Source organism: Nocardia xishanensis NBRC 101358 (assembly GCF_001613365.1).
Classification (GTDB): domain Bacteria; phylum Actinomycetota; class Actinomycetes; order Mycobacteriales; family Mycobacteriaceae; genus Nocardia; species Nocardia xishanensis.
In genome coordinates this window covers 59,336-83,922 of record NZ_BDCF01000033.1, presented here as the reverse complement: position 1 = coordinate 83,922, position 24,587 = coordinate 59,336, and the positions used below count along the sequence as shown (strand labels likewise).

Sequence of the window (24,587 nt, the reverse complement as noted above, 5' to 3'; positions counted from 1 at the left end):
ACGGCGGGTTCGAGGTGCGGGCCCGTCTGCCGCTCGGGCCCGCGGAGGCCGCGGCGGTTGTCGCGCCGCCGACCGTGTCCTGAGCCCGGCTGCTCTGGTTTGCGATAGGCGATCGGGGCGCGCGCCTCGCACGCGGGGCGCGGCAATTAGGGTGGGCGAGTGGCAATAACGGTTTTGATCGCCGACGATCAGGCGATGGTCCGCCAGGGTTTCGGCGCCCTGCTCGCCGCCCAACCGGACATCAGCGTCGTCGGCGACGCCCCCGACGGCAAGGTCGCGGTGGCGGAGGCCAAGCGGCTGCGTCCCGACGTCGTGCTGATGGACGTGCGCATGCCGGAGATGAACGGACTGGACGCGGCGCGCGCCATTCTCGCGGCGAATTTCGACCCGCCGGTGCGGGTGCTGATGCTGACCACGTTCGACATCGACGACTACGTGTACGAGGCGCTCAGCCTCGGCGCCAGCGGGTTCTTGCTCAAAGACGCGCCCGCCGAGGAACTGGTGCGCGCGGTGCGGGTGGTCGCCGATGGGCAAGCGCTGCTCGCGCCGACCGTCACCCGCAGGCTCATCGCCGATGTCACCAGCCGCCGCGCCGCCGCGCGCGCCAAACCCGCGCCACAACTGGCCGCGCTCACCCCGAGAGAGCGCGAGGTACTCGAGCTGATCGCGAAAGGCATGTCCAACACCGAGATCGCCGAGGCGCTGTTCGTGGCCGAGCAGACGGTGAAGACCCATGTCTCCAAGGTCTTCTCGAAGCTGAATCTGCGCGACCGGGCGCAGGCCGTCGTGCTCGCCTACGAATCAGGGCTGGTCACCCCCGGCTGATCAGTCCGCGCACTTGCCGCCGCGCAGCTCGTCCACATGGCGGCCGAGCAGCGCGGCGAGGCTGTCGAGCAGCGCCGTCGCGTCCGCGAAGCTACCCGAATCGGCTTGTGCCGCAAGAGCGACCGCCACCAGACCGGACCGGGACGGCAGCAGCCCGAACTGGCGCGCCGTGTAGACCCCGGTCTCGTCGTCGGGACCCCACCCGCCCTTGAACTCGGCGCCGTCCAAAGTGCCGAGACCCCAGCCCTGGTCGGGGACGATCTCGCCCATCAGCCGGGTCACCGTCTCGGTCTGCGGCAGGCACGGCAGGCGCGAGGCGAACCGGACCTGATCGGTCAGCGACCACTCGGTCGCGCCGAACGCCTCGTAGTCCAGCCGGGTGCGCGGGCCCGCGACGCCGGTGACCGCGTCGCCCGCCTCATCGAGCACCTGCTGCACGGCCTGGGCCGCCTCCAGCCCGTCGCCCAGCGAATTCCACAGCGCGTCGGCGGCGGCGTTGTCGGAGATGGTGATCGCCGCTTCCGCGTCGAGCATGGCGCCCTCTGGGTCGTGGCGCAGCGCGGCGATGGCCAGCGGAACCTTGATGGTGGACCAGGCGATGCCGGTGGTCCAATCCCCGAAGACGGTGATCCTGGTTCCGCCCACCGGCATGATCGCCAAGCCGACCTGTCCTGGCAGGGTGGGTTGCAACTGGGTGAAGTCGGCGGCCAGCGAGTTCGGCAGGCTCACCGTGCGTCCCGCGGCCCAGGTGCCCGCCGTCTGCGCGGTCACGGTCGCGGTGGTGTGCTTCTCCGCTCGTTCGGGTCCCAAACCGCAGGAGACCATGGCCAACAGCGTCCCGGCGACGCCGACACGCACCACCGGACGACATAGGGAAACGATTCGAGCCGACTTCACCACCGTGCACCTCCCCACCGCCCTGCGCGTCCCGCGCTGCCCTCGGCGGTGCCTTCTACCCGTCCAACCCGTCCGGGTGAATCACCGGCCGAGAACCCACCACCGTTCTCGCTCGTGGGAAGTGACGCGATGATGATGTGCTGTACATAGTTTGCCGATCAACGCGCGGAATTCGAAACCGAGCGTTCTGAGCAGGGCGAATGCAGGCTTACCTCCGCCTCCGATACGGCCGTGAATTAGGCTGGCTGTTCCGGACCGGAAGGGGGTCGCCTTGCTCAGTAGCGGTGAGGTGTTCGCGGGATTCACCGTGGAACGGCTGCTCGGGCAGGGCGGAATGGGTTCGGTCTATCTCGCGCGGCACCCCAGACTGTCCCGGCGCACCGCGCTCAAGCTCCTCAGCCGTGAGTTGTTCCTGGACAACGAGGTGCGAGCGCGCTTCGAGCGCGAGGCCGACCTGGCCGCGCAACTGGATCATCCCGGCATCGTCGCGGTGTACGACCGTGGCTCCGAGGACGGTCAGCTGTGGATCTCCATGCAGTACGTCGACGGGGTCGACGCGGCGGCGGTGAACCCGCTGACGCTGCCGCCCGAGCGGGCCGTGCAGATCATCGAAGGCGTCGCGGACGCGCTGGATTACGCGCACGGCATGGGAGTGCTGCACCGGGACGTCAAGCCCGCCAACATCATGCTGGCCAGGTCCGGCGGCGGGCAGGGCGAGCGAGTCTTCCTCACCGATTTCGGCATCGCCAGGCTGCGCGAAGACTCCGCCCACCTGACCCAGACCGGCATGTTCACCGCCACACTGGCCTATGCCTCGCCGGAGCAGATGACCGGCGCGCCACTGGGCAACCGCTCCGATCAGTACTCGCTGGCCTGCGCGCTGTACTGGCTGCTGGCCGGCGTCGGGCCGTTCGACGCCGACAATCCCGCCGACATCATCCACGGCCACCTCCAGCTTCCGCTGCCCTCGGTCCGGTTGCGCAGGCCGAACCTGAATCCCGCCCTGGACGCGGTGCTCGCGGCGGGCATGGCGAAACGCCCGGAACACCGGTACCGCTCCTGTACCGAATTCGCCGCGGCGGCTCGCAAGGCGCTGACCGCCGTCGGCCCACCCCCGCTACCGGTCATCCCGCCACCGGCCTACCCACCCCAGTCGTACCCCGCACCCCCCGGCTACCCGCCACCCGTGCCGATGCCGCATGCGATGCCGCCGCCACCCGTACCACCGCAACATGTCCCGCCGCAACAGGTTCTGAGGCAGATCCCGCCCCAGCCGGTGCCGCAGCCGATGCAGGCGCCACCGCAACCCATGCCGCCGCATCCCCCGGCACCGCAGCCCGTGCAGCCGCAGCCCGGGCCGCAACAGCCGGTGCCTCCACATTCCGTGCAGCCGCCCGTGCCGCAACAGCCGGTGCCGGCGCAGCCTCTCGCGGCTCCCGATACGGTGCCCCCGAACGCGCCTCCGGGCCGCCCTGGCGCGGTACATCCGTCGGCCGCTTCCACGCCGCAACCACCGGTTCCGCCGCAACCGTCTCCGGTCCCGCTACCGCCGAACGCAGCTGCTCACGGTGTCGGCCAACCGTCCCCGTCGCAACCGATGGCGGACCCGGCCGTGCAACAGCCGGTTTCGGGGCAACTGCCGCATGCGTCTGCTCCTGGCGCAGGCCAACGGTCCCCGTCGCAACCGATGGCGGACCCGGCCGTGCTACAGCCGGTTTCGGGGCAACTGCCGCATGCGTCTGCTGGCGGAGGCCAACGGCCCCCGTCGCAACCGATGGCGGACCCGGCTGTACAACAGCCGGTTTCGACGCAACCGCCGCATGCGTCTGCTCCTGGCGCAGGCCAGCCGCCCTGGCAGCAGTCCTCGGCTGCCTCTGTGTCACAACCTATTCCACCGCAATTTGCGTCTAACGCAATGCCGCCGAACATGTCCGGCTGCGAAGTGGGCACTGTCTCGCCGCAACCGATGGCCGATCCCACTGCACGGCAGCATGTCCCGGCGCAACAGTTGGCCGACCCGATCGCGCAGTCGCCGGTTCCGGCGCAACCTAGCCCATTGCCGATGCCGCCCACCGTGTCGCCGCATGGTCCCGGGCAGCCTGGCACTGTGCAACCGTCAGTCGATTCGGGGGCGTCGCTGCCCGATCGGCCGTTGCCGGATCAGGTTCCGTTGTCACCGAAGACATCTGCCGCCGGAGCGGGCCAACAGTCAGCGGAGCGGCTGATGCCGCGGCCGCTGGAAATGCCGCGGTCGGCTCCGGTTTCGATGCCGACGAACGCATCCGAGGCAAGCGGTCCTCCCCCCGCGTCAGGGGCGGCGCCGTCCGGCGAGGCGGAGGGTTCGCGCGGCGTTTCGCCGATACAAGGTGCGGCGATGGGCTCGGCTCGGAGTGCTACGAGGCGCGGCGCTGAAGCTGTTGTATCGCAAGCCGATGACGAGTCGGCGGTGGGTTCGGGCGTACCGGGCGAGCTGGAAAACGCGACGGCGGAGCCGGAGTCGTTCACGGCTGGAAGCTCCGCGGAGCCATCGCGGAGGTCTCCACGGGAGGGAGCGTCCAGTCCGGCGGACGCGTCGCCGCCGCCGAAGGCAGTGGGTTCGCTCGAGTTGCCGGCGCACGAAGCGGAGTCCGTTGGCGGCGAGGCGAAGTCGGATGCGAGCGAGCGTTCCGAGCATGCCAGCGCGCAGTTGGGCGACCCGTCCGGCGGCGCGGCCGCGGGCGCTGCGGAACCCCGGAACCGCCCACCCGCGCCGCCGCCGAACCTCGGTGGACCACCGCCGAATGCCGTGCCGCCGATGCCGGTGCAGATCCCGGGGGCGACGCCAGGCCCAGGGCCAGGGCCGACTCAGGGACCAAGCTCGGGACCCGTCAACGGGGCGTCGGTTCCACCTCCGGGGTATTCGCCCGGCCCGAATCCCCCTGGGGCCCAGCCGACGCCACCGCGCCGCCACCTCACCGGGCTGATCGGTGTACTCGCGCTCGGCTTGGTGACGGTCGTCGCGTTGACGGTCGCCGTGGTCGTCGTGCTCGTCTCGCGGTCCGATGCGGGAGAGACCGCCGCCGCCCCGGCGACCGCGCTTCCGAAGGCGGCCTCGCCCGCGCCGGCCCCGGATCCGCTGGCGGCGAGCAGGCGAGCGTTCCCGACGCTGCTTCCGCAGCAGGCGGGCGACATCGGGGAGGCATACGAGGAGGCCACCTGTTACGCCGAGAGGCGCGGGGATCGGTTGAACATCGACGAGGAGACGCTCACCTCGAGCCCGTGGGTCCTCGCCTGGGAATGCCGTCGCGACGTCGACAACCCGTTCGGCATGAGCTACACCGTGCTGGAATACCAGTCCGCCGCCGCGGCGCGGTCGGTGATCGAGACGCTGCCCGCCAATGCCGCGACGCCGGGTCGTAAATCGGGCGTGCCCTTCACCCAGCACCTGTGGATCCGGGCGGATCCGCCGGGACCGGTGCCGTCGCACTACTATACCGCCAAGCTCGTGGTCGGCTTCCCCTCCGACACGAGTCACGCGAATTACCTTGTGTACGCGAGTTATCGGGGGCCGGCCCGGAATCCGCAGTCGCCGCTGCGACCCGCCGAGGACGAATTAGCGGAGTGGTGGACGACGGCGCCACTGTGACGGGTGGCGCGACGCGAAGTAGCACCACCCGCCAAGTCAGTCGACCGCCAACGCCTCCACGATCGGCATACGCGCCGCACGCAACGCGGGCGGGATGGAGCCGAGCAACGCCAGCCCGAGTGCCGCGGTGCCGTAGACGAGCAGCATCGGGCTCGGCTCGTAGACGATGTCGATGGTCATGGCGTGGCCGATGGCGACGGTCGCCAGATACTGGATCGCCGCGCCGACCGCGAGACCGATTGCCGCGCCGATGAGTCCGATTCCCGCCGCTTCGGCGAGCACCGAGCGCAGCAGGAACTTGCGGCTGGTGCCCATGGCGCGCAGCACGCCGAGCTCGCGGCGGCGTTCGAGCACCGAGAGCATCAGGGTGTTCAGCAGCGCGACGGTCGCCACCAGCACCACGATCCACAGAATCGCCCGGCTCATCACCGAACCCTGCCGCATACTCGAGGAGATCGCGGTCACGGCGTCCGCGCCCGAGCTCACATAGATCTGCTCCGGTACGGCGGCGCGGACGGCGGCCTGCACCGCGGCCCGATCCGCGCCCGGCTCGATGTCGATGGCGAGGATGGTCTCACCGGGCCGCTGATACCACTGCCGCAGGGACTCGATGTCCATCATCACGATGCCCGAGATCGCGGACATGTACGGGATCACCTGCAACACCTCGACCCGGTGCGGACCGGTCGGCGTCTGCAGGGTCAGCTCGGAGCCGGTGCTCACCCCGAGCGAGCGCGCCACGTCGCGGGAGATCACCACGCCTTCGCCGGAGGCCATGCGCGGCAACAGATCCCGGTCGACGGAGCTGGTGCGCACATCGCCCTGCGCGGTCGGGTAGCCCTGCAGCATGACGCGCCCGGTGCCGAGGGTGGCGAAGGCCATCTGCGTGGGATTCACCCGCTCGACGCCGGGCAGCCGCGCGATGGTGTCCGCCAGTCCGGCGGGCAGCACCGGCCCGGTCGGGAACTGCTCCATCGCCGTCGGGCTGACGTAGATGTCCGTCCGGCCCAGGTCCTGGAACGAGGCGGTGGCCGAGTCGACCATGTTGGCGGACGCGCCGCCCATCGCCACGGTGGCGGACACGCCGATCATCACGGTCATCGCCGTCGCCCAGACCCGGCGCGGCGCGCGCTCCAATGTGGTCGAGCCGAGCGCACCGGGCGCGCCGAAGCGGCGGGCGATGGCGGCCGCGGTGCGCACGATGGGCCCGGTGGCCGCGAAGCAGACGAGCACCGTCGCCGTGAACGCCATCGTGATGGACGCGAGCGAAAGCCTGCCGAGGTCGGCCCTCGCGACGAAGACGGCGGCTACCGCGAGGCCGATGCCGAGCGCCGCCGCCGCCCAGCGCAGCGGCGGGCGGACCGAGTCGGACTGGCCGACGCCGACCGGCGCCAGCGCCTCGATCGGCTGCACCTTGTAGACCTGCCTGGCGGCGAGGGCGGAGGCGATGACGCTGGCCAGCACGCAGGCCGCCACCGCGGCCGGGATCGCGTAGCCGGGCACCATGTACTCGGTACGCGCCTCCACCGACTGCACCATGGCGGCGGGCAGGCGGTCGATCGCGGTGCGGCCCATGAACATACCGATGACCGCGCCGACCGCGCCGCCGAACAGCCCGAGCAGCGCCGCCTCGGCGAGCAGATCGCGCACCATCGGCCCGCGCTTGCCGCCGATGGCGCGCAGCAGCGACAGCGTCGGCCTGCGCTGGGCGACCGCCATGCTCATCGCGTTGTAGATCAGGAACGCCGAGACGATCAGCGCGGCGGCCGAGGACATCAGCGTCGAATAGCGGACGATCTGGATCGCCCCGCTCGCCTGCGCGGTGCGCAGATCCGGGTCGGCGACGACGGCGCGGCCGTCCACCGCCGCGGTCAGCGCGGAGCGCAGCTCGCCGAGGTCGGCGCCGTCCGTCGCGACGATCTGCACCGAGTCCAGCTTGCCCGCCCTGCCGGTCAGCGTCTGCGCCAAACCCAGTGGGGCGGCGATGATGTGGCCGCCGTTGAGCTTGTCCGAGGTATCCGCGTCGAGGACACCGGCCACGGTGACGGTGCCAGTGCCGAGCGGGAACCGGTCGCCTTCCGAATAACCCATCGCGGCGCCGACGAGGACGCCGTTGGGCGTGGTGATCAGTTTGCCTGCCTGCGCGCCCATCGGCCCGGCGATCTCGCTGCCGAGCGCCGTGATGCCGGCGTCAGCGCCGAGCAGCAGCGCGCGATCCTCGCCCGTGCCGAGCTGGGCGCGCAGCATCGGCACCGCCTTGTCGACGCCCGGTGTCGCCGAAATGCGCGGCAGCAGTCGCTGATCGAAGCCGGCGTCGGTGATGCCGGTGATCTCCAGCACCGCCTTACCGCCGAGCGACTTGGTGAGCTGGTCCACCGACCCGGTGACCGAACCGGAGATGCTCAGCACCGCGACCAGCAGCGAGGCCGAAACGCCCATCACGGTCAGCGACATGACGGTGCGCCCGCGGTGCGCGAGCAGTTCGCCGAAGTTGAACAGCCGCAGCCGATCCCAGCCCGCCCGGATCATGCGCGCACCGAACCCTCGTCCACCGCCGCGTCCGTGTCCGGCTCGGCGCGGGCGCTTCGCTCGACCCGGTCGTTGGAGCCGATCTTGCCGTCGCGCAGCGTGATCACCCGGTCGCAGTACTCCACCGCGCCCATGTCGTGGGTCACCATGACCACCGAATTGCCGTTGCCCGCGATGTCACCGAGCAGTTCCAGGATCGCCGCGCCGGTTTTGGAGTCCAGGTTGCCGGTCGGTTCGTCGGCCAGGATGAGCGGCGGGTCCATGATCAACGCCCGCGCCACCGCCACCCGCTGCATCTGGCCGCCGGACAATTCGGCGGGACGGTGCTCGGCCCGGTTGCTCAGCCCGACGCGCTCGAGCAGTTCCAGCGCCTTCGGCTTGGCCTTGCGTAATCCGGTGCCGTCGAGCAACTTCGGGATCGCCACGTTCTCCCACGCGGACAGCGTCGGCAGCAGGTTGAAGAACTGGAAGATGAAGCCGACCTGGTGGCGGCGGAACTCGGACTGCTGTTCCTCGTTCAGCGCCCCGATCTCGTTGCCCTGGAAGCGAATCGATCCAGAATCGGGGCTGTCCAGCGCGCCGAGCAGATGCAGCAGCGTGCTCTTGCCGGAGCCGGACGGACCGATGATCGACGTGAATTCGCCTGCCTCGATACGCAATCCGATGCCGTCGAGCGCGCGCACTGTCTGCTCGCCCACCCGGTACTGCTTGATGATGTCCGATAGTTCCAACATGGCCGGTTCCGACATCGTGGTTCCCCCACTTTCTTTCGACTGTGCTAACGCGCCAGTGCCTCGGACGCCCGGTGGCGGCGACGATACTGGCAATCGAGCACCGCGCGCAGCACGGGCTGCTCCGCGGCGAGCTCGAGATAGGCCTCGACCGCGGACTGTCCCTGCGTCAAGGCTTGCTCCATTTTGACGTCGAGGTGCAGTTGCCAGCGATACTTCAGGGCGAGCAGCACCCCCTCCGGGCCGCCGAACAATCGATCCAGGCCGGGAATCCCTTCGAACAGGTCGGGACTTTCCGGATCGGCCGCCGCGCGGGCGAGTACGGTGTGCACGATTTCGGTCCGAGCGTGTTGTTCTTCCCAGGACATGACATCGGCCTTTCGTGATGCGTCCGCCGCACCGCCGATCGGGCCGTACGGCGAGGATGCGGCCAACGCTACGGAGCGCTGACGGGAGTGTCGTCGTGCCGAGGACGAGAATCGATCTCCTACCGTGGTAGGAGAGCCGGACCGTTTGCGGAACGATGCGTCGGCGACTGTCTGCCGACTAGCCTGGCAGCATGGATGTGACGCATGTCATCCCTTCGCGGCCGGGCGCGAGGCAGGCGATTCCGCTGCGCGAGCGCGGGCGGGTGCGTGATCGCGTCCGCGAGTTCGCGCGCGATCCGATCGGCATGTTCCAGCGCAGTCTGACGGAGTTGCCGTTCGACTATCCGCCGAAAGTCATCATCATCGCCGACATCATGACCTTCGTGATCGGCGTCGCGGCGACCGTGCAGCGGCACGCCTACTTCCCGACGGCGTTGCCCTTGGCGGCCGTGTTGCTGTTGTTCGTCTCGGTCCCCGCGTTCTGCCTGCTCGGCGTCGTGCCCAATCCGGCAACCCTCGGCGTGTGCGGGATGGCGGCGGCCGGGCTGTTCCTGCTCCAGCCGGTCTCGACGGATGTCGCGCCGTTCGTGCTGGTCATCATCGTCGGTGAAGTGGCGGCGATCGCGTCGGTGCGGGTCGGCGTCGCGGTGGCGATCGGCGCGGTCGCCGAGCTGGTGGCCTTCGACATGTTCGGCCACGTGCTGTGGAGCGCCGACAACGAACGCTTCGAGGGGATGCCGATGTACAGCATCGGCGTCGTGCTCGGGCTGATGTGCGGGCTGATGTTGCAGTACCAGCGTCGCTTCCTCTACCAGGAACGCCACTATCAGGACATGCGCGCGGCACACGCGGCCGAGGAGGAGCGCCGCAGGATCGCCCGCGAGGTGCACGACGTCATCGCCCATTCGCTGAGCATCACCCTGCTGCACCTCACCGCCGCCAGGCACGCGCTGGAAACCGACCGCGATGTGGACGAAGCGGTGGAGGCACTGGTCGACGCCGAACGCCTGGGCCGCCAAGCGATGGCCGACATCCGCCGCACTGTCGGACTACTGGACAAGCGGCCTTCGAAGCTGGTTCCGGAACCGAGCGTCGGCGATATCGAGGACCTGGTCGGCGATTTCGTGCGCGCCGGACTCGACGTGCGATACCGGTGCACCGACGATCTGTCGCCGGTATCGGCGGCCGTTGGCTTGGCGCTGTACCGCATCGGCCAGGAGTCGCTGGCCAACGTGGTCAAGCACGCGCCGGGGGCGACGGCGACCGTCGTGCTCGCGGTGGACGACGCCACGGCCGCGCTCATGGTGAGCAACACGCTGCCCGGCGGTCTGCCCGCGCAACGCGGGCACGGCATGGGTCTGTCCGGCATGTGGCAACGCACCGAACTCCTCGGCGGGCGGCTGACCGCCGGACCCAGCGAGGACGGTTGGTCGGTGCGGGCGGAGTTTCCGCTCGCCACCACCAAGTCGTGGGTGTCGTGCCCGCTGCCCGGACTGCTCGCCGACGCCGCTGCCGCGCTGCCGCCCATCGGCTCCAAGCCGCGAAACATCCTGCGGGAGGGTGCGTGACAGCCGCAGCGCCGGACGCCGACACCATCGCCGTCCTCGTCGTCGACGATCAAGAATTGGTGCGCGGCGGTCTGCGTCGCATCCTGCGCCGCCGCGACGGTTTCCTGGTGACCGAATGCGCCGACGGTGACGAGGTGCCCGCCGCGGTCGCCGCGGGCAAGCCGGACGTGGTGCTGATGGATCTGCGCATGAAGCGCGTCGGCGGCATCGACGCCACCCGGCTGCTGCGCGCCGTCGAGGGCGCGCCGCCGGTGCTGGTGCTCACCACGTTCGACGACGACCAGCTGTTGTCCGGCGCGCTGCGCGCGGGCGCCGCCGGGTTCATCCTCAAGGATTCGCCCGCCGAGGACCTGATCCGCGCGGTGCGGATGGTGGCGACGGGCGGGGCATGGCTCGACCCTTCGGTGACCGATCGCGTGCTGACGACCTATCGAACGGCCCGCCCGGTGGCGGCCCGCACCGACAGCAGGCTCGCCGACTTGACCGCGCGCGAGTACGAGGTGCTCGAACTCATCGGCCGCGGCCGCGCCAACGCGGAAATCGCCAGGCAGCTCGGCATCTCGGAAGTCACCGTGAAAAGCCATGTCGGGCACATATTCGGCAAGCTCGACCTGCGAGATCGCGCCGCGGCGATCGTCTTTGCGTTTGACCACGGGGTGGTCGCACCCGGAGAATCCACTCTTTGACGGGCAGCCCGCACCCATGGGTCGCCGCCTGGGATGTGGAGGTTGCACGGGGTGGACGGACCTGGATGGCGAGTAGGCAGTCGGTTCGGGCCGTACGAGTTGCGCTCGCTGCTGGGCAAAGGGGGCATGGGCGAGGTCTACGAGGCCTATGACACGGTGAAGGACCGCGTGGTCGCGGTCAAGCTGCTGTCCGAGGAACTCGCCAAAGACCCGGTGTACCAGGTGCGTTTCCGCAGGGAATCGCAGGCCGCGGCGCGACTGGCCGAGCCGCACGTCATCCCGATCCACGACTGGGGCGTGATCGACGGCGTCCTGTTCATCGATATGCGGCTGGTCAACGGGGTCGACCTGCGCTCTGTCCTGCGCGGGCAGGGGCCGCTGAGCCCGGACCGCGCCGTGTTCATCGTCGAACAGATCGCCGCCGCGCTCGATGCCGCGCACGCGGGCGGTCTGGTGCACCGCGACGTCAAACCCGCCAACATTCTCGTCACCGACGCGGACTTCGCCTACCTGGTCGATTTCGGCATCGCCCACACCGAGGGCGATTCGGCGGTCACCCAGGTCGGTATGGCGGTCGGCTCGTACATCTACATGGCGCCTGAGCGTTTCGACGTCGGCCAGGTGACCGGTCGCGCCGATATCTACTCGCTGGCCTGCGTGCTGCACGAATGCCTCACCGGGGCAACGCCGTTCCCGGCGGCGAGCATGAGTGTGCTGATCAAGTCCCATCTTTCCGATCCGCCGCCGCAGCCGAGCGTCGAGCGTCCCGGTATCCCGCCCGGCCTGGACGACGTGATCGCGCGTGGGATGGCCAAGGATCCCGCGGACCGTTTCGCGACCGCGAGCGAGCTGGCGCGTGCGGCCCGCGCCGTGGTTGGATCGCCGTCGCCCGCCGCCACCGGGCCCACCTTCGTGGTGCGCGCCCCCGATCCCGCCAGGTTCGGGCAGTCGGATCCGACCGTGCGCGGGGCGACCGTGCCGCCGGAATCCACCGGGGAGCTATCGGTTCCCGCGATCATCCATCCGACCGCGCCGACCGAGATCCGGCCCGCCGACATCCAGTTCACCCCGCTGCCGCCCCAGCAGCCGCAGACACCGCCCGCGACCGGACCGCTGCCGCAGGTTCGGCCGTTTCCCGACGCGCATCTCTACCCGGAGTCCCAGCGGTACGGCGAACCTCCTTACGCCGAGAATCCCTACGGCGCAACCGGATACAACGAGCCTCGGTACGCGGAGCAGTACCCGGCGCCGCAAGGACCCGCGCAGTTCACCGCGCCGGAGACGCAGCGCTACGCCCCCTTGGTGCCGGAGGTGCCGCAAGCCGCGCCGGAGACGCAGCGCTACGCGGCGCCGCCGGTGCCCGAGGTGCCGCAAGCCGCGCCGGAGACCCAGCGGTACCCGGAAGCGCCGTTCGCCCCGCCGCCCCAGCCGCGGCACGGCGCGCAACCCGTCGCGCAGCCGACCTACGCCGACCACGTCGCGCAGGGCCCGGTCGGCGAATCGCATCCGCCGCGCGGGTACGACGCCTACGGCGAGCGCTACGACCATGCCGACCCCTATTTCTCGCACTATCCTGCGGACCAGCCGCGCCGGTCCATTGTGCTGCCCCTACTGTTCGCGGTGGTGGTGATCGTCGTGGTCACCGTGTCCGGCGCGGTCGTCTGGCAGACGATGTCCCGCGAGACAGTGACCGACACGGCCTCCCAAGGCCGGACGGATACGTCCCTGACCACGGCGCGCGCGCCGGGCGCCGCCGCCACCTCGGCCGCGCGCACGACCGCTCCCGCCTCGACGTCCAACGCACCCGCGCGGTTGCCCGACGGCGCGACCCCGTGCGGCGCGGGTCAGGGAACCGGCGCGTTCTCCAGGGCCGCCATCGGCAACGCCGTCACCAGCTGTCCGTTCGCGGAGGAAGTGCGCAAGGCCTACGCGGCGGCGGGGAGTGGGGGCGGCTCTCGGTCGGTGGTGGCCGTCAGCCCGGTCACCGGTCGGAGCTACACCATGACCTGTGCGGCCCAAGGGCAGGTCGTGACCTGCACCGGCGGTGAGAACGCGCTGGTCTACGTCTACTGACGTGGATTTCGCGCACGTCCAGCTATCTTGATCGGCCGATCGGAATGTGCACGAGACGCATCGAATTCCACACGGCTGCCGCTAGGTCACGAACTGATAGCTTTCCTCGATTTGCGAGGTGAGAACCATTTGAGTGGGAATTCGCGACCAGAGTGCGCCGATCGGCGGCGGACTCGGTGCTGCGGGTGGCGTCATGACGCCGACCGCGACACCGATCGATGAGTTAACTGTCAGCGACCTTTCAGGAGGTGCGATGCCCGACCTCTCGTCGATCGTCCGCTCTGCGTCCTCCGGTCCGCGGGGCCGATCTCCGACGCGCCTCGCGCACGGTCCCCCGCGGGTGTCGGAGGTGTGGACGGTCGTACTCGGGGCGGCCCTCGCCCTCGCGGCCTGTCTCGCGCTGCTCGGCTATGCCGGACCGCGGGCCTCGTCGGGCGATCGCCCCGGCCGCGCCGACGCGTCGCTCGATCCGGCCGATCTCGTGCTCGAGTCCGAATTGGCCGGCGTCGATCTCGCCGCCGCCGCGACCGAGGAGGATCTCGGGCGATATCAAACGGCTCTCGATCTCGCCGACGCCGTCTGCATGGAGGATCGGCGGGAGATAGCGGCACTCGCGGTCCACGGCGCCCGGTTGGTGGAGCAGCGCGGCGGCCATACGACGGCGCTCGAGGTGCTGCGCGGTGTCGCGGTGAGCATTCCGGCCGATCTCGCGCCGTTGCGGTGCGCGCAGATCGTCGGGTCGCTGGCAGTGCTGATGACTTACGCCGAGTGACATCGGCCGACTCCGTCGACGCCAGGCTGTCCAGTCGTATTGCGAGAAGTTTCGGCGAAAGCGCCGCCGCCGTAGGCGCTGTTCTGCGGTGATGTCCAAAGGGTATGGAAGAGTCGCGGAATCCGGTGCGGTTCAAGGGGTCACAACCGGCGAGTTCCGGGTAGGATCGGCCGCCAGCAATACGCGCGTGTCGGTACCGTTCCGACCGCCCGGCGAAGCCTGGCTGGAAGGTGAAGGTGCCCCCTCCTGTTACTCCCGACGTCCCTGCCTGGTTCGGCGACGACGAACGTACTCGCGTGTTCGCGTGTGCGCGTCCGTATTCCGGGCGCCGTGTCCGGCCTGCCCGAACCCTTCTGGTCCACAATTCCGCTGGTCCGCGCCTCGCGTGCCGTGCGGACGCCCCGCGCCCCGAGAGCGCGTGGAATCCGCCGTGGCAGTTCGGCATAGGCCGCCGTCCGGCGGAAATGGGTGATCGACAGTCGTTCCCAGTACGTTGTCGGCACGCTCTACTGACACCGAGACCGGGGGGAGTTCGCGACGAGGATGTACCGAAAGATGTCTACTGATCGATGCGGGCGCTTCGGAAAAGCGCTTGGCGCGGGCCTGCTCGCCGTTGCGGCGCTGACCTCGTGCGGCACCGGCCCCAGCGTTTCCACCGAGGCGACGACCATCACCGAGGCCGCCGCGCGCAGCGACCAGATGAACCTGGAGTTCACGCTGCCGGGCACGCTGGCCGGAGACTTCCAGGAATTCCGCGCCGGGCAGCGCGGTCATTTCGGCATGGCGATCATGGCGGTGGGCGGTGAGCGAGTGATGACCTTCGGCGACTGGACCACCGGCCCGGCTTGGTCGACCATGAAGGTCCCGCTGGTCATCGCCGCGCAGCGCCGTAACCCGTCCGTCTCGAGCTACTCCATGACGGCCGCGATCGCCTCCTCCGACAACGCCGCGGCCGACACGCTGTGGCAGGGGCTCGGCAGTCCGCAGGAGGCGGCCAAGGCCGTCGAGGCGGTGCTCCGCGAGGGCGGCGACGGCAAGACCGTGGTCCCCGCGACGCGCAGCCGCGCCGAGCATTCGGCGTTCGGTCAAGCGGAATGGTCGCTGACCGAGCAGGCGCGTTTCGCCTCGCGACTACCCTGCCTGCCGCAGTCGGAGACCGTGCTCGACCTGATGACCGAGATCGTGCCCAATCACCGCTGGGGCCTCGGCAACATCCGCGGCGCGGAGTTCAAGGGTGGCTGGGGACCGGATGCCGCCGGCGACTATCTGGTGCGCCAGTTCGGCATCATCGACGGTCCGACGGGGAAGATCGCCGTCGCCTTTGCCGCCCAACCCGATTCCGGCGCGTTCTCCGACGGCATGAGCGCGCTCGACGCGATGGCCACGCTCGTCTCCGAACACATCGACGAACTGTCCAGCGGCCGCTGCCCGCGCTGAGGGAAACCGCCGCGACCAGCGTCGATGGACCCCGCGCCGACCCGAGTGCGACCCGACTCGCGCGGCGAATGCCGCGCTGAGCGGGACGTAACCCAGGCTTCACGGGGTCGGGGCTGCCGAACATCGCCGAGCGGTGCAAGATAGCGGCCATGCGCATCGGAGTCTTGACCGGAGGCGGGGACTGTCCAGGACTGAACGCGGTGATCCGCGCCGTCGTTCGCACCGCGAACGGACGGTACGGGGACGCGATCGTCGGCTTCCAGGACGGCTGGCGCGGCTTATTGGAAGACCGGAAGATCAACATCCTCAACGACGACCGCACCGACCGGCTGCTCACCAAGGGCGGCACCATGCTCGGCACCGCACGCACCAATCCCGACGTGCTGCTGGCTGGCCTGGGCCAGATCAAACAGACCCTCGACGACAACGGCATCGAAGCACTCATCCCGATCGGCGGCGAAGGCACCCTCACCGCCGCGAGCTGGCTGTCCGAGGAGGGCGTGCCCGTGGTCGGGGTGCCCAAGACCATCGACAACGACATCGACTGCACCGACGTCACATTCGGCCACGACACCGCGCTGACCATCGCCACCGAGGCGATCGACCGCCTGCACACCACGGCCGAATCGCACCAGCGCGTGATGCTGGTGGAGGTGATGGGCAGGCACGCGGGCTGGATCGCGATCAACTCCGGCATGGCCGCGGGCGCGCACCTGACTCTGGTGCCCGAGGTCCCGTTCGACGTGGACGAGGTCTGCGCGATGATCAAACGCCGCTTCCAGCGGGGCGACAAGCACTTCATCTGCGTCGTCGCGGAAGGTTCGCATCCGGCGCCCGACTCCGGCTTCGCGCTGCGCGAAGGCGGCATCGACGAATTCGGGCACGAGCGGTTCACCGGTGTCGCCCAGCAGCTCGGCGCCGAGATCGAACGCCGCATCGGCAAGGAGGTGCGCACGACCGTGCTCGGCCACGTCCAGCGCGGCGGCAGCCCGACAGCCTACGACCGCGTGCTCGCCACCCGATTCGGCCTGCACGCCGCCGAGGCGGTGCACGCGGGGCGATTCGGCCAGATGGTCGCCTTGCACGGCACCACCATCGACCTGGTGCCGCTCTCGGAGGCCACCAAGCAGCTCAAGCGAGTCCCCGCCGACCGCTACCGCGAAGCGGAGGCGTTTTTCGGCTGACACCTGCCCCCAGCGGAATTACGCTGGCCGCCATGGGTCTCGTCGAGGACGCGATGCTCGAGTTCGGCGAGGTCGCGGACCCGGAGATGGACATGGCGGCCGTCGCCGCTGCGGTCAGGTACGCGCGCGGGGAGTGACCCGCCTCCGGGATGCCGTGGAGGACGGATCATTCCCGGGGCGTACATACGCGCGACTCGCGGTTGATCCCGGTCGGGCGTCGTCATCGGTACTGTCGCTGGCATGCGTACCGGTCGAGTGCTCGCATTGGTCCTGTTCGTCGTCGCCGCGCTGGTGACGAGTTGCGCCGAGGAGTCGAACCCGCCGGAACCGACCACGGGGGATTGGCACGGTGCGATCCAGGTTCCCGGCCAGCCGCTGGACATCGGGGTCACCTTCGCTGGCGACGGCACCGCCACCATCGACATCCCGGTGCAGGGCGTGCAGGACGAGCCGCTGAAGGACGTACGATCCGACCGCACCGGTGTCGCCTTCGCGATCCCGGACATCCAGGGCGATCCGGCCTTCAAGGGCGTCTACGACGCCGGATCCGACCGGATCACCGGTGATTTCACGCAGTTCGGGCAGTCGTACCCGCTGACGTTGGAGCGCGGCGCCGTCGCGCAGCTCGCCAGGCCGCAGGAACCGCGACCGCCGTTCCCGTACCGCTCCGAGGACGTGAGCTATACCAGCGGCGGCATCACCATCGCGGGCACGCTCACCGAACCCGAAGGGCCGGGACCGTTTCCCGCGGTGCTGCTGATCACCGGCAGCGGCCCGCAGGACCGCAACGAAGAGCTGATGCACCACAAGCCCTTCCTGCTGCTGGCCGACACTCTCACCCGCGCGGGCTACGCGGTATTGCGCACCGACGACCGCGGCGTCGGCGGCAGCGGCGGCAACCTGGACCAGTCGAACTACACCGACCTGTCCGGCGACGTCGCCGCGGGCGTGCGCTTCCTGCGCGCCCGCCCCGACATCGACCCGGCGCGCGTCGGGCTGCTCGGCCACAGCGAGGGCGGCTACCTCGCGCCGATGGTCGCGGCGCAGCCCGACAGCGGCGTGGCCTTTGCGATCCTGATGGCGGGGCCGACGGTGCCCGGCGGCGACGTGCTGATCGAACAGACCAGGGCGTTGCTGGCCGCCAACGGCGCGCCTCCCGAGGAGATCGACAAGCAGGTGCGCGAAACCACCGAGATGGTCGAACTGCTGAAGAAGGGCGATCTGGAAGGCGCCAAGGCGCTGGCCAAGCGCAACAACGCGGCGCTGCCCGAGGACCAGCGTGTTCCGGACAACCAGGCGGGCGCCGAGATCACCCCGTACTTCGCCGCCTTGATCGCCTACGATCCCGCGCCCGCGTTGTCCGCGCTGCGGATCCCGGTGCTCGCCTTCTTCGGCGACAAGGATCTCCAGGTGCTCGCCACGCAGAACGAGCCGCCCGCCCGTACGCTGCTCGCCGGTGACCCGGACGCCACCGTGCACGTGTTCCCGGGCCTCAACCACCTGATGCAGCCCACCCAGACGGGTCTGCCCAGCGAGTACACGACGATCCCGACGACCATCGATCCGCAGGTCCTCACCTATGTGACGGACTGGCTCACCAAGCGGTTCCCCCCGAAGTAATTCCCCCGACGCGAACCGCGGAGGTCGGCGCGGTGCCGACCGGACTCTTACCTAAACTGATCGGCATGAGCACAACCACCGTCGAGCTGATGGACTACAGCGACGTCATCGCCCGGTACGAGCCGGTGCTCGGCATGGAGGTCCACGTCGAGCTGTCCACCGCGACCAAGATGTTCTGCGGCTGCGCCACCGAATTCGGCGCGCAGCCCAACACCCAGGTGTGCCCGGTGTGCCTCGGCCTGCCCGGTTCGCTGCCGGTGGTCAACCAGCAGGCCGTTGAGTCGGCGATCCGTATCGGCCTGGCGCTGAACTGCTCGATCACCCCATGGGGCCGGTTCGCGCGGAAGAACTACTTCTACCCGGATCAGCCGAAGAACTACCAGATCAGCCAGTACGACGAGCCGATCGCCACCAACGGCCACCTGGACGTGGTGCTCGACGACGGCAGCATCTTCCGCGTGGAGATCGAACGCGCCCACATGGAAGAGGACACCGGCAAGTCGGTGCACGTCGGCGGCGCCACCGGCCGCATCCACGGCGCGAGCCACTCGCTGCTCGACTACAACCGGGCGGGCGTGCCGCTCATCGAGATCGTCACCAAGCCGATCACCGGCGCGGGGGAGCGGGCACCCGAGGTGGCCCGCGCCTACGTCACGGCGCTGCGGGATCTGCTGAAGGCCCTCGACGTTTCGGACGTCAAGATGGAGCAGGGCTCGCTGCGCTGCGACGCCAACGTCTCGCTGATGCCGATCGGAGCCACCGAGTTCGGCACCCGCACCGAGACGAAGAACGTCAACTCGCTCAAGAGCGTCGAGGTCGCGGTGCGCTTCGAGATGCGCCGCCAGGCCGCCGTACTGGCCGAGGGCGGCAGCATCGTGCAGGAGACTCGCCACTTCCACGAGACCGACGGCACCACCTCGCCGGGCCGCCGCAAGGAGACCGCGGAGGACTACCGCTACTTCCCCGAACCCGACCTGGAACCCGTGGCGCCCGCCGCGGAGTGGGTCGAGGAACTGCGCGGCACCATCCCCGAGTACCCGTGGCTGCGCCGTGCCAGGATCCAGGCCGACTGGGGCTGGTCGGACGAGGTCATGCGCGACGTGGTGAACGCGGGCGCGCTGGACGCCATCATCGCCACCGTCGAAGCGGGCGCCCCGGCCAACGAGGCGCGTTCCTGGTGGGTCAACTACCTCACCGAGAAGGCCAAGGAACGCGAGGTCGGCCTCGAGGACCTGCCCATCACCCCGGCGCAGGTGGCCGAGGTGACCAAGCTGGTCGAGGCGAAGACCATCAACAGCAAGGTCGCCAAGCAGGTCGTCGACTTCGTCCTCGCCGGCGAGGGCGAGCCCGCCGCGATCGTCGACGCCAAGGGCCTCGGAATGGTCAGCGACGACAGCGCCTTGCAGTCCGAGGTCGAGAAGGCCCTCGCCGCCAACCCCGACATCGCCGAGAAGATCCGCTCGGGCAAGGTGCAGGCCGCGGGCAAGATCGTCGGCGACGTCATGAAGGCGACCCGAGGCCAAGCCGACGCCGCGCGCGTGCGCGAACTCGTTCTCGCCGCCTGCTCCTGATCGCGTCTTTCGCGCCGCCCGTGGCTTCGTCGCGGGCGGCGCGCGCTGGCCACCGGCGCTAGCGGGAGAGGGCGTCGCGGTAGCGGTCCAGGGAACGCACCATCGTTTCGCCGAAGCCATCGCTCGTTTCGTCCCAGAGGTCGAACCATTCGTTGTCGGCCGGGTTCTGGATGCGGCGGATGCAGTTCGCGATCGACTCGCGCAGTTCGCTGGTCGGGGTCACCGCGATATCGGTTGCGAGCCGGGCGATTTCTGGGTCGCCGCCCTGGTCGACCAGATGGGTGAGCAGCGCGGCGATGCCGATGGCGGCTTGCGCCTCGTAGACCTCCACGTACTCCTCGCCGAGCACGCCATCGCAGATCTCACGGATGTGCGCCTTCGCGGCCGCCTGGTCGGCGTCGCGCAGACCGGCCAATGCGTCGTGTGATCCGTCGTTGTCGAACGGTCCTTCGCCCCACGCGCCCACAGGTTTTCCTTTCCTCGACCGATGTGCGGGCGAGGTTAGCGCCGGGGTCCGACACATCGCGCCGGACCGGGCCTGGCGCGGGCCGCGTGCACCCGCGCGGGCTTAGTCCGGTCCGGTGCCGCCCCCACCCTGCGGCGGGATGCGGACGACGCGGTCGTCGTTGGGACCGGGCTGGCCGTCGGTCTTGTTGACAGTGCCGACCCAGACGTTGCCGTCGGGGCCGACGGTCGCGCCGCCGAGCTGGCCGTAGCGGTCCTGGGCGAGCAGGCTCGGGGCCGTGGTCACCGCGCGGGTGTTCTCGTCGGCCGCCGCGATGGCCAGTGCCTTGGCGTTGGTCAGCGAGATCGCCACACCGTCCGCCGCGGCGGCGCAGCCCGCGACGCCCGGCCGGTCCGGCCACGTCCACGCGATGCTGACCGAACCGTCCGGACCCAGCCGTTGCAGCCGATCCTCGACCGGCGTCCGGTCGGTGAACCAGACGCTGTCCTTGCCGTCGCGGCACAGATCGCCCGCGATACCGATGCCGGAGACCGCGACCTCCGGCGACGCCGCGCCCGGCGCGGGCGAGTTCACCCGCAGCAGCTTGCCGGCCAGGGAGGACGGGGTCGAGGCCAGTCCCGGATTGCCCGCGTCGCCGGTCAGCACCAGCAGCTGGTTCGGGGTCGCCCACTCGATCGCGCCGTGATTACCGTTGGCGCCCTTGGGGATTCCGGTGAGGATGTCCTTGGGCTGGCCGCCCTCCGCGATGCGGACGACGCGATTGTCGCCGGCCGTGGTGATGTACGCGTAGAGCAGACCGTCCTCGCGGTAGGTGGGCGAGAGCGCGATGTCGCTGAGCCCGCCGTCGGCCGAGCCGTCCACGTCGAGGCGCGCGATCTCGATCGGCGGCTGATCCGGATCGATCACCTTCAGGATGCGGCCGGTGCGCCGCTCGGCGACCAGTGCGCCCTCGGCGACGCCGACCATCCCGGCGGTGGTGTCCAGGCAGGTCGCGACCACGGCCGGGTCGGGGTCGATGCACGGCCCGCTCGGGCGGGTCGTCGACGGCGGCGCCTGTTTCGGCGGCTTGGGATCCGCTGGACTGAACGTCGGCTCGGGGGTGAACGGGCTCGACGCGGAATCGTCGAACCGTGCGCACCCCGCCAGCAGAGCGGATGCGAGCGCCACACTCCAGGCGAGACGCCCCACGACAACCAACCTCATGCCCCAGACGTTACGGAAATACCGTCGCCCGCGCCGCCTCCGGGTGCGTGTTGACACGCCACAACGCGTCGGCTCCCGCCGTCGCGCGATGCGACATAGGGTGTACTTCCATGAGCGAGCGAAGTATCGGCACCGCGCTTTCATCGAACCCGGCGCCGAGGGGCAGCGAGGCCCGGCCGTGACCGACAAGCCGAACAAGACTCCCACCGCCACGGTCACGGGCGAACAGCCCGCCGCCGCGCGCGCGGTCACCAGCCCGTTCGATTCGCCGACCCAGCAGCTCCCCGTGGTGGATCTGGCCAAGCCGCGCCCGGACGACATGCCACGCACCGACGACGAGCTCGGTCTCGACCCGGATGTGCCGAGCATCGGGCAGATCGAATCCGACGAACCCGCCTACTCCTACGCGAGCATCCCGCCCGCGGCCAACTCGCCGGGTGAGCCGAGCAAGGCGGCGCTGCGCCGCAAGGCCGAAAACCGGCGCGGCACCCTCGATCTCGGCCTGTTCTTGCTGCGGCTCATGGTCGGCGCCACCTTCGTGTACCACGGTTTGCAGAAGCTCACCGGCTGGTTCCACGGCGCCGGGCTGGACGGCACCCGCGACATGATGGCCGAGGGCGGCTGGGACCACTCGATCATCGCCACCATCCTGCTCTTCATCGGCGAAATCGGCGGCGGCGCACTGCTGATCCTCGGTCTGGCCACCCCGCTCGCCGCGGGCGCGGTGCTGGCCGTGATCCTCGACGCGTGGGCGTGGAAGCAGGGCATGCTCCCCGGCTTCCAGTACAAGAGCTCGGTGCCCACCGGCGTCGAACTCGAGACCATCCTGGCAGGCGCGGCCGCCGTCGTCATTCTCACCGGTCCCGGCCGCTGGTCCCTCGACCGCGGCCGCGCCTGGTCCACCCGCCCCTCCTACGGCTCCTTCGCCGCCCTGCTGGCCGCCATCGCCGCTGCCGCGGGCGCCTACTGGTACTTGCACGGCGGCAATCCCCTCACCGGCATCGGACCCTTCGACTGACGCGGAGGAAGATTTCCAGTTACGCGAAAGGCCCCGGTTGCCGGGGCCTTTCGGTCGATCGGGTCAACGGTGCCTTGTCCGTCAGCGTTCTCAGGACAGCAGTCAGGGACTCCGTCGATCCGCGTTCCTGGGATCAGCCGTGAAACAGGTCCTGCACATCGGTGACGACCAGCGACCGATCCAGCCAGGTTTGCAGCATGTCCGGATCGGTGCAGGTGGTGATCCGATCGTGAGCCTCCGCGGAAACCGCGACACCGCGGCGGTCGAGCACGCGCAGAATGCTTCCGCATACGCCCTCGGCATGCCCTTCAGCACGCAGGCGCTGCGAACTCTCCGAGCGGAAGAACGTCAGATCCAATGACATCAGCTTCCTCCAGGTTTTGGCGGCCGGGCTGGCTCCGAGCCCCATTTCGGTGAGTTCGGCGAAGATGGACTGATCCTCGTCGAACCCGTGCAGGGCGGCAGCCAGCGCCTTCAGTATGGCATTGATATCGGGCTCGTTGGCGTGGGTGACGGCGGACAACGCGGCCAACGGGATGTCGGCGGCTGCGGTGGCGACGTCGGTCACGGCAGGAACGTTGTGCGGACCGAGGACTATCGGGGCGAGGATGAGGCTGCGCCGGAACGGTGCGCCGATCGCGGGCGGCCTGCGAGCCCACTGGGCCGTCTGCTGATCTTGGCACACCACCAGCAGCACCGGCGGAAGCCGGTATTTGGCGTGCAGATGCGACAAGTAGTAAGCCCAAGACGCGGGTTTGGCGTGGTCGATCTTTCCCTGCGCCTCGACCAACAACAGGAACGCACCATCGACGGTGCTGATCCGCAGCAGAGTATCGACCCGACGTTCCACCGGGCGGGTCTCGGTCAGATCTGTGGGTAGCAGCGCGACCTCGAGAGGGTCGAGGAACGGTAGTCCTAGGGCGCGTACGGCGCGCGTGAAAACGCCTGGGTCGTGCTGGAAGATCCGGTGCATCGCTTCGTGCGGGGAACCGACCATGGCGGCCACAGTAGGTCATCGATCGAAAATGTGTTCGGTGATTCGACGGGAGTCGGTTGCGTCACCGGCGTGTCGAGCGAATTCGGCAAGATGACACAGTGACTCACACTTCTGATGTGCCGCCGGTTGACCTTTCCCGCGTTGTTCCGGGAATAGGCGCGCACATTCGGCACACCGTCCGACTTCATCCCCGGCCAGGCGCGCCTGGTCTGCGGGACAGCCACATCGGCGGCCCGTTGCTGTGGCCAACGGCAGAAGAGTGGCCGCGCTGCGCGGCTGCCGACTGTTACCTGTATGAGGGGGCCCCGCTGGTCCCGCTGGCGCAACTGACCGCCGCGGATTTTCCCGAGATCACATTCCCCGACGACACCGACCTCGTGCAGCTGTTGTGGTGTGGCGGGGACTGGGATTCCGAGGCCGTCCGGGTCTTCTGGCGGCGGGCGGCCGATGTGACGGACGTGCTGACGGATCCGCCCACATCCGAGCTGGACGACGAGCCGATGGCCGAAGAGTTCTTTCCGCGCCCGTGTGTCCTGGATCCGGAAAGGGTGCCGGAGTATCCCTGGTACGAGGAGCTTCCTGACGAGCTCCGCGCGCGATTGCGGGCCTGGATCCCGGGTCCGGCCGAGGAGTACTACCCGCAGCTGTACAACGAGGTGGCCACAGCCCCCGGCTTCAAAGTCGGCGGCAGCATGAACTGGTCGACCACCGACATGCCGCAACTCGCTTGCCCCATCTGCTCCGCACCACCTGTCCTGCTGCTCCAGCTCGACACTTACGAATTCGATCGCAGCGGCGATCGCGTCTCGCGCTGGCAGCCGCTCGAGGAACGCCACCTGATCCATCACACGCCGGAGTACGAGCTGGCCTGCGAGCCAACCGGATTGCTCGTCGGCCGAGGTAGCCGTGGCGGTGTATTCGTCTGTTCCACGAATCCCGAACACTGGACGGGTTTCTTCTGTCAGTGACCGGCTGAGTGTCGATCATGAAAGCCGCGGCTGGATTCCGGGCACACCC

The 24,587-nt window shown here is 69.5% G+C and carries 19 protein-coding genes; 12 read left to right on the top strand and 7 right to left on the bottom strand.

What is annotated here, in order from left to right; genetic code table 11:
• The first annotated feature begins 159 nt into the window (after positions 1-159).
• Entirely contained in the window at positions 160-825 is a 666-nt protein-coding gene (locus NX1_RS23750; protein ID WP_068063473.1) for a response regulator, read from the top strand.
• Here NX1_RS23750 and NX1_RS23745 read toward each other — a convergent pair whose 3' ends face one another.
• The gene (locus NX1_RS23745; RefSeq protein ID WP_245668648.1) at positions 826-1,722 is read right to left on the bottom strand and encodes a serine hydrolase; all 897 of its coding nucleotides are present in this window, start codon (positions 1,720-1,722) and stop codon (positions 826-828) included.
• 271 nt (positions 1,723-1,993) lie between these two features.
• Here NX1_RS23745 and NX1_RS38560 point away from each other — a divergent pair, with 271 nt between their 5' ends.
• Positions 1,994-5,347 (top strand): serine/threonine-protein kinase, encoded by a 3,354-nt coding sequence (locus NX1_RS38560; RefSeq protein WP_174555512.1) that lies wholly within the window; start codon positions 1,994-1,996, stop codon positions 5,345-5,347.
• A 36-nt stretch (positions 5,348-5,383) separates the two neighbouring features.
• Here NX1_RS38560 and NX1_RS23735 read toward each other — a convergent pair whose 3' ends face one another.
• From NX1_RS23735 to NX1_RS23725, 3 genes are read right to left on the bottom strand one after another with little or no spacing between them, the layout of a single operon-like run.
• Positions 5,384-7,876: an ABC transporter permease gene (locus NX1_RS23735; RefSeq protein ID WP_068063472.1), complete on the bottom strand. Its 2,493-nt coding sequence runs from the start codon at positions 7,874-7,876 to the stop codon at positions 5,384-5,386.
• Positions 7,873-8,625 carry an ABC transporter ATP-binding protein gene (locus NX1_RS23730; RefSeq protein WP_068063471.1) on the bottom strand — a complete coding sequence of 251 codons (753 nt, stop codon included), beginning with the start codon at positions 8,623-8,625 and terminating at the stop codon, positions 7,873-7,875. The genes NX1_RS23735 and NX1_RS23730 overlap by 4 nt, the downstream gene beginning before the upstream one ends.
• 29 nt (positions 8,626-8,654) lie before the next feature.
• Positions 8,655-8,939 (bottom strand): hypothetical protein, encoded by a 285-nt coding sequence (locus NX1_RS23725; RefSeq protein WP_245668647.1) that lies wholly within the window; start codon positions 8,937-8,939, stop codon positions 8,655-8,657.
• A gap of 227 nt (positions 8,940-9,166) precedes the next feature.
• Between NX1_RS23725 and NX1_RS23720 the strand changes: the two genes are divergently transcribed.
• The 8 genes from NX1_RS23720 to gatB all read left to right on the top strand — a co-directional run bounded on the left by NX1_RS23720 (position 9,167) and on the right by gatB (position 19,886).
• Positions 9,167-10,543, top strand: a complete 1,377-nt coding sequence (locus NX1_RS23720; protein WP_068063468.1) for a sensor histidine kinase — start codon at positions 9,167-9,169, stop codon at positions 10,541-10,543.
• On the top strand, positions 10,540-11,229 hold the full coding sequence (locus tag NX1_RS23715; protein WP_068063467.1) for a response regulator: 690 nt from the start codon (positions 10,540-10,542) through the stop codon (positions 11,227-11,229). Before NX1_RS23720 ends, NX1_RS23715 begins: the two co-directional genes overlap by 4 nt.
• A gap of 51 nt (positions 11,230-11,280) precedes the next feature.
• Positions 11,281-13,302, top strand: coding sequence for a serine/threonine-protein kinase (locus NX1_RS38450; RefSeq protein WP_281217004.1), 2,022 nt, complete (start codon positions 11,281-11,283; stop codon positions 13,300-13,302).
• 193 nt (positions 13,303-13,495) lie between these two features.
• Positions 13,496-14,074: a hypothetical protein gene (locus tag NX1_RS23705; protein WP_157119994.1), complete on the top strand. Its 579-nt coding sequence runs from the start codon at positions 13,496-13,498 to the stop codon at positions 14,072-14,074.
• Positions 14,075-14,629: 555 nt separating this feature from the next.
• Complete coding sequence (locus NX1_RS23700) at positions 14,630-15,511, top strand: serine hydrolase family protein (protein ID WP_068063454.1); 882 nt, start codon at positions 14,630-14,632, stop codon at positions 15,509-15,511.
• A 149-nt stretch (positions 15,512-15,660) separates the two neighbouring features.
• On the top strand, positions 15,661-16,695 hold the full coding sequence (locus tag NX1_RS23695) for an ATP-dependent 6-phosphofructokinase (RefSeq protein ID WP_068063453.1): 1,035 nt from the start codon (positions 15,661-15,663) through the stop codon (positions 16,693-16,695).
• 240 nt (positions 16,696-16,935) lie between these two features.
• Complete coding sequence (locus tag NX1_RS23690) at positions 16,936-18,315, top strand: alpha/beta hydrolase family protein (protein ID WP_068063451.1); 1,380 nt, start codon at positions 16,936-16,938, stop codon at positions 18,313-18,315.
• 65 nt (positions 18,316-18,380) lie between these two features.
• Entirely contained in the window at positions 18,381-19,886 is a 1,506-nt protein-coding gene (gene gatB / locus NX1_RS23685) for an Asp-tRNA(Asn)/Glu-tRNA(Gln) amidotransferase subunit GatB (RefSeq protein WP_068063449.1), read from the top strand.
• 58 nt (positions 19,887-19,944) lie between these two features.
• Here the strand turns inward: gatB and NX1_RS23680 are convergent, their stop codons facing one another.
• Positions 19,945-20,352, bottom strand: coding sequence for a DUF4259 domain-containing protein (locus tag NX1_RS23680; protein ID WP_068063446.1), 408 nt, complete (start codon positions 20,350-20,352; stop codon positions 19,945-19,947).
• A gap of 102 nt (positions 20,353-20,454) precedes the next feature.
• A complete protein-coding gene (locus tag NX1_RS23675) occupies positions 20,455-21,555 on the bottom strand; it encodes a PQQ-dependent sugar dehydrogenase (protein ID WP_068063444.1) in 1,101 nt (366 codons plus the stop codon).
• A 178-nt stretch (positions 21,556-21,733) separates the two neighbouring features.
• Between NX1_RS23675 and NX1_RS23670 the strand changes: the two genes are divergently transcribed.
• Positions 21,734-22,573, top strand: coding sequence for a DoxX family protein (locus tag NX1_RS23670; protein WP_068063493.1), 840 nt, complete (start codon positions 21,734-21,736; stop codon positions 22,571-22,573).
• Between the two features lie 133 nt (positions 22,574-22,706).
• Here the strand turns inward: NX1_RS23670 and NX1_RS23665 are convergent, their stop codons facing one another.
• A complete protein-coding gene (locus NX1_RS23665; protein ID WP_068063439.1) occupies positions 22,707-23,570 on the bottom strand; it encodes a hypothetical protein in 864 nt (287 codons plus the stop codon).
• Between the two features lie 98 nt (positions 23,571-23,668).
• On the opposite strand from NX1_RS23665, the gene NX1_RS23660 reads away from it, so the two are divergent.
• Entirely contained in the window at positions 23,669-24,538 is an 870-nt protein-coding gene (locus NX1_RS23660) for a YwqG family protein (protein ID WP_169812274.1), read from the top strand.
• Positions 24,539-24,587: the final 49 nt, after the last annotated feature.